Below are 5,883 nucleotides of genomic sequence, written 5' to 3' on the forward strand. Positions count from 1 at the left end.
GTTCGATCGTTTCCTCGATGATCGAAAATCCCTCCTGAACACTGGCAAACAGCGCATGACCAGATTCGGTCAGTCGCACGCCACGGTATACCCGGTCAAAAAGCCGCAAGCCAAGCTCTTCTTCCAACGCCCGAACCTGCTGGCTGACCGCCGACTGGGTCGAACGCAGTTCATGAGCTGCTGCAGTAAAGCTCAGATGTCTGGCTGCTGCCTCAAAGACTCTCAATCCATTCTGCGACACCCTTTTACCCGCCGCTGACATTAGCTCACCTAATGGGAAACATTAAAAAATAGCCAGTTTACAGCATAACGGATTAGCAGAGAGACTGGTTAAGAATTGATACGCGCCACGACCTGGAGTTTCTGCACATGACTGCTCGACAACCTAACATTCTCTTTCTGATGGCCGACCAGATAGCAGCCTCAGCGATGCCCTTCCACGGCCACCCCATCGTAAAGACTCCCCACCTCTCACGATTGGCAGACGAAGGGGTAGTGTTCGACTCAGCCTACTGCAACACCCCGCTGTGCGCGCCATCTCGTTTTACGCTGATGGCCGGTCAATTGCCGTCACGCATTGGAGGTTATGACAATGCCGCTGATTTTCCAGCGGACACTCCCACTTTCGCCCATTATCTACGCGATGCTGGTTACTACACCGCCCTCACCGGCAAGATGCATTTCTGCGGCCCTGACCAGTTGCATGGTTTCGAGGAACGGCTGACCACCGACATCTACCCGGCCGACTATGGCTGGTTTGTCGACTGGGAAAACTTTCATGAACGGCCTAGCTACTACCACAATATGTCGTCGGTGATTCAGGCGGGGCCATGCGTGCGCTCCAACCAGCTCGACTTCGACGATGAAGTCGCTTTCCGCGCTAAGCGCTTTCTTTACGATTATGCCCGCAATGGCGAGCAGCGTCCCTTCTGCCTGACCGTTTCAATGACGCACCCACACGACCCTTACACCATCCCTAAGGAGTACTGGGACCGCTACCAGCACGACGCCATCGACATGCCACGGGTGCCCTATTCACGAGAGCTGATGGATCCACACTCCAAGCGGCTGCGTCATGTTTACCAGTGCGATGAGGGCACCATCAACGATGAGCAAATCCGCAACGCGCGCCATGCTTATTATGGGGCGCTAAGCTATGTCGACGATCAAATCGGTGACGTGCTTAAAGCGTTGAAGGAGACTGGCCTCGATGAAAACACCATCATTGTCTTCTCCGGTGATCACGGTGATATGCTCGGCGAGCGCGGCCTGTGGTACAAGATGAGCTGGTTCGAGGGCTCGGCACGCGTGCCAATGATTATCCATGCGCCACAACGCTTTACTCCAGGCAGGGTGCGTGAGTCGGTGTCGACCATGGATCTGCTGCCAACGTTTGCCGAACTAGCCCACGGTGGAAGTGCACCGGAGTATGCCGTGCCGATTGATGGTCGCAGCCTCTTGCCGCACCTGACGGGTAACGGTGGTCACGACGAGGTAATCGGCGAGTATCTTGGCGAAGGGGCTATTGCACCGCTACTAATGATTCGTCGCGGTCGTTACAAATTCGTCCACACTGCACCAGACCCAGATCAGTTATTCGATCTCGAAGCTGATCCGCTAGAGCTCAACAATCTCGCCGAAAGCCCTGCTTATCAGGAATTATGTAAGGAGTTTCGCAATGAGGTCGCCAGTCGCTGGGACTATGAGCAAATGCATAATGAGGTGATTGCCAGTCAACGGCGCCGCAAACTGGTTTCGCGGGCCCTTAAGCAAGGCAAAGTGACGCCATGGGATTATCAGCCTACTTTCGATGCCAGTACCCAGTATATGCGTAACAACATCGACTTGGACGACCTAGAGCGTCGAGCACGTTTATCAGCCACCGCCTCCGTAACAAACAACCGTTGATTCATCATTTAACCACTACCACCCTAAAATAAAGATGATAAGACGGCGGATGCGCCCATTATTAATAATAAGGGAAATTCTATTATGAGCACTAAAAGCGACCCTGAGTCGCCGCCTATGGCTAGTGATATGCAAACCGACTACGTGGTCGGGCAGGATAATATCGAGGGGAGCTTTGGCCCCATCGGATTTGATATCCATAATCGCGTTTTTGCTGTATCCGCCCTTTCTTCGGTCGTGTTTATTATCCTTACGCTGCTATTTCCTGAACGCGCAGGGAGCATTTTTCAGTCGATCGTCGCTTTTTCCACGGGAACCCTGGACTGGTATTTCATGATCCTGGTGGATTTCTTTATTCTGTTTTGCTTGGCACTCGTGGTCTTGCCTTATGGATCAGTCAGGCTAGGGGGGCCTGACGCTCGCCCGGATCATAGCTATCTTTCTTGGTTTGCAATGCTGTTCACTGCTGGCATTGGCATCGGCTTACTGTTTTTTGGCGTTCTAGAGCCGGTTTATCACGCCAATGTTTCGCTGCCTTTAGGTATTACGTCGCCCTTCGGAAGTGACGGAACACTGAACCCAGACGCTATTGCTGATGCTAGTGCCATGGGGCTTGCGGGCACCTATCTTCACTGGGGGCTGCATGGCTGGGCAGTGTATGTTGTGATGGCTCTTGCACTGGGCATTTTTACCTATAACAAAGGCCTGCCATTTTCGATACGTTCAGCATTTTTTCCAATTCTGGGCGAACGTGTTTGGGGCTGGTGGGGTCATGCCATCGACATTCTGGCAGTGTTTGCCACCCTCTTCGGACTGGCCACATCCCTTGGGCTTGGCGCACAACAAGCGAATGCGGGGATGAACTTCGTCTTTGGCATGGAGGTAAACACCACCACCCAGGTGATGGTCATCGTGCTGGTAACGGCAGTCGCGCTAGTGTCAGTATGGCGCGGACTAGAGGGCGGCTTAAAGAAGCTGTCTGAATTCAATATGATCCTGGCCGTATTGTTTTTCTTCTTTGTATTGTTTGCCGGCCCTACGTTGATTGCGCTAAGCGGTTTTATGTCCGGGCTTGTCACCTATGTTGCTGACTTCCTGCCTCTATCTGCCCCTTTCGGCCGTGACGATGATGCCTACCGTCAATCCTGGACTATTTTCTACTGGGCGTGGTGGATCAGTTGGGCACCTTTCGTCGGCATGTTTATCGCCCGCGTGTCACGAGGCCGTACAGTGCGAGAGTTCGTGCTCTGTGTGCTGCTTGTTCCCAGCTTGTTCATCTTTATTTGGATGGGCGTCTTTGGCGCTACGGCGTTAGATCAGCTCTACGCAAACCCCGCCAGCAGCTTGGTTAAAGAGTATGTTATCGACAACTACAGACCTGAATTATCGCTATTTGGCATGCTTAATGAGCTGCCTCTGACAGGTATTATGTCCACCTTAGGTATCGTGTTGGCACTGATATTCTTTGTTACCTCGTCAGACTCGGGGTCTTTGGTGATCGACACTATCACGGCCGGCGGAAAAATTGACGCTCCCCGCCCACAGCGCATGTTTTGGGCAATTGTTGAGGGGCTTATCGCTATCGTACTGCTGATTGGTGGCGGCTTATCAGCGCTTCAGGCAGGCGTGACAGCAACGGCCATTCCATTCTCAATTGTTATGCTGCTGATGTGCTACTCGATCATTAAAGCGCTTAATGGCGAGTTAAAGCATATGCGCCGCTAACGAGGACATTAGGACGATAGTAAAGAGCCTCTGCTAACATCAGCAGAGGCTCTTTACTTATCAGTACGACATAACACTAACGCTTCAAGCCAAGCGCTGTTCAGTCTCGGCATCAAACAGCACGGCGCGGGCCATATCGACGCGTAGCGACAAGCGTTCGCCGGGGGCAATTGCGCATTTAGGCCCTACCCTAGCGGTGATTTCCTGCTCTCCCAGCGGCAGGCGTAGCAGAATATCAGCACCTGTCGGCTCAACGACGCTTACCTTGGCCTCCATTAATGTCCCTTCCGCCTGCTCGCTCAGCCGAACATCCTCCTCGCTGAAGTGTTCTGGTCGCAGCCCAAGAATAATTGGCTTATTCAGCTGTTCCACAAGCCCCGCTGCGTTGCGTCCAGAGGGCCATGGCAGCAAGAGATCGTCTTCATCAGGGGTGGCAATACGTAGTGCATAGCCATCGTCCGCCGCCTCTAGCGTCGCGCGAATAAAGTTCATCGATGGTGACCCCATAAAGCCTGCGACGAACATATCGACCGGGTTGTTATACACCTCATCGGGGCTACCAAGCTGCAGGATATTGCCATCACGCATCACCGCAATGCAGTCGGCCAGGGTCATTGCTTCAACTTGGTCATGGGTGACGTAAACAATTGTGGTGCCTAAGCGCTGGTGGAGCTTTTTAATCTCGGTACGCATATCCACCCGCAGCTTTGCGTCCAGATTTGATAGCGGCTCGTCAAATAGATACACCTTGGGTTCACGGGCCAGCGCCCGCCCCATGGCCACCCGCTGACGCTGGCCACCCGAAAGCTGGGCAGGCTTACGTTCAAGCAGGTGGGAGATTTGCAGCAGGTCGGCCACGCGCTCTACGGCACCGACCCGCTCGGCTTTGGGCACCTTGCGCATTTCCAGCCCAAAGCTGATGTTTTGCCGTACGGTCATGCTGGGATAGAGCGCGTAGGACTGAAACACCATGGCAATATCCCGTTCAGCGGGCGTGCGCCAAGTGACGTCTTCGCCGTCGATATAGATATTGCCGCTAGTCACTGGCTCCAGCCCGGCGATGGCATTCATCAGCGTGGATTTACCACAGCCAGATGGCCCCACCAAAATCAGGAACTCACCGGAGTCAATCGAAATACTGACATCTTTCAGCACCCGCTCGCTGCCGAACTCTTTGCGCACGTTGTGAATTTCTAACGCTGCCATAATGAAAACCCCATTGTATAGCGACTGACAAACTCCACTTAGTTGGATCGGTCAAAAGCAGCCCGTAGCGGGGGTCTTTCGCCATGGATGGCGAAAGTAGCGCCCATGGATGGGTTCACAGCGCCCCCGCCGAGGGCTGCTTCTGACCGTCTAGAAATGGTTGCTGCCATTCACTTAGTTGTTATTAGCCTTTCACGGAGCCTGCCGTCAGCCCGCGCACGAAATACTTTCCGGCCAGCACATACACCACCAGAGTTGGCAGCGCTGCAATCATCGCGGCGGCCATATCGACGTTGTACTCACGCACACCGGTGGACGTATTGACCAAATTGTTGAGCGCCACCGTCACCGGCTGGGTGTTGTGAGCCGAAAACGCTACGCCAAACAGGAAGTCATTCCATATCTGGGTGAATTGCCAGATGACTGACACCACAATAATCGGCGCGGAAACCGGTAATAAAATGCGCCAGAAAATACGGAAGAACCCAGCGCCATCCAGCTTCGCCGCAGAGACCAGCTCGTTAGGAATTCCGACGTAGAAGTTGCGGAAGAACAGCGTGGTGAAGGCAATGCCAAAAACCACATGCACCAGAATAAGCCCTGCACGTGAGCTGGAAAGCCCTAACCAGCCCAGGGTTTGTGCCATTGGCAGCAGCACTACCTGAAACGGGATAAAGCAGCCAAACAGCATCAGCGCAAAGACCAACTCAGAGCCTTTAAAGCGCCATTTGGTCAACGCATAGCCGTTTAACGCCCCGACCATAGTGGAAATCAGCACTGCAGGAATCACAATCGCAAAGGAGTTCCAAAAATAACCGCCGACACCTTCACAGCGCATACCGGTGCACGCTTCTCCCCAGGCTTTCGTCCAGGGCTCAAGGGTTGGATTTTGCGGCAGCGACAGTAACGTCCCCGCACTTATCTCGCTCAACGGTTTGATAGAGGTCATCAGCATGACCACCAGCGGCAGGATATAAAACAGCCCCGCCACAATAAGTACGCCATAAAGCACGGCACGCAACAGCCGTGCGGCGGGCGTTTGCC

At 53.7% G+C, this 5,883-nt stretch carries 5 protein-coding genes; 2 read left to right on the forward strand and 3 right to left on the reverse strand.

Annotation, left to right across the window (positions count from 1 at the left end; genetic code table 11):
* Nucleotides 1-262: LysR family transcriptional regulator (locus INT22_RS20590; RefSeq protein ID WP_226912546.1), on the reverse strand; the 262-nt coding region annotated here is incomplete at its 3' end.
* Between the two features lie 107 nt (nt 263-369).
* Between INT22_RS20590 and betC the strand changes: the two genes are divergently transcribed.
* Both betC and INT22_RS09245 read left to right on the forward strand, forming a co-directional pair.
* On the forward strand, nt 370-1,908 hold the full coding sequence (gene betC, locus INT22_RS09240; RefSeq protein WP_193061601.1) for a choline-sulfatase: 1,539 nt from the start codon (nt 370-372) through the stop codon (nt 1,906-1,908).
* 84 nt (nt 1,909-1,992) lie between these two features.
* On the forward strand, nt 1,993-3,633 hold the full coding sequence (locus INT22_RS09245) for a BCCT family transporter (RefSeq protein WP_193061600.1): 1,641 nt from the start codon (nt 1,993-1,995) through the stop codon (nt 3,631-3,633).
* Nucleotides 3,634-3,717: 84 nt separating this feature from the next.
* Here INT22_RS09245 and INT22_RS09250 read toward each other — a convergent pair whose 3' ends face one another.
* Complete coding sequence (locus INT22_RS09250) at nt 3,718-4,839, reverse strand: ABC transporter ATP-binding protein (RefSeq protein WP_193061599.1); 1,122 nt, start codon at nt 4,837-4,839, stop codon at nt 3,718-3,720.
* Nucleotides 4,840-5,023: 184 nt separating this feature from the next.
* On the reverse strand, nt 5,024-5,883 hold an 860-nt coding region (locus tag INT22_RS09255), incomplete at its 5' end, for a carbohydrate ABC transporter permease (RefSeq protein ID WP_446718939.1).

The organism is Halomonas sp. 3D7M (assembly GCF_014897885.1).
GTDB lineage: Bacteria > Pseudomonadota > Gammaproteobacteria > Pseudomonadales > Halomonadaceae > Vreelandella.

What these genes read in the sequence shown, in the direction of transcription:
- INT22_RS09245 (WP_193061600.1), top strand. Translation starts at nt 1,993, where the DNA reads ATGAGCACTAAAAGCGACCCTGAGTCGCCGCCTATGGCTAGTGATATG.
- INT22_RS09250 (WP_193061599.1), bottom strand. Translation starts at nt 4,839, where the DNA reads ATGGCAGCGTTAGAAATTCACAACGTGCGCAAAGAGTTCGGCAGCGAG.
- betC (WP_193061601.1), top strand. Translation starts at nt 370, where the DNA reads ATGACTGCTCGACAACCTAACATTCTCTTTCTGATGGCCGACCAGATA.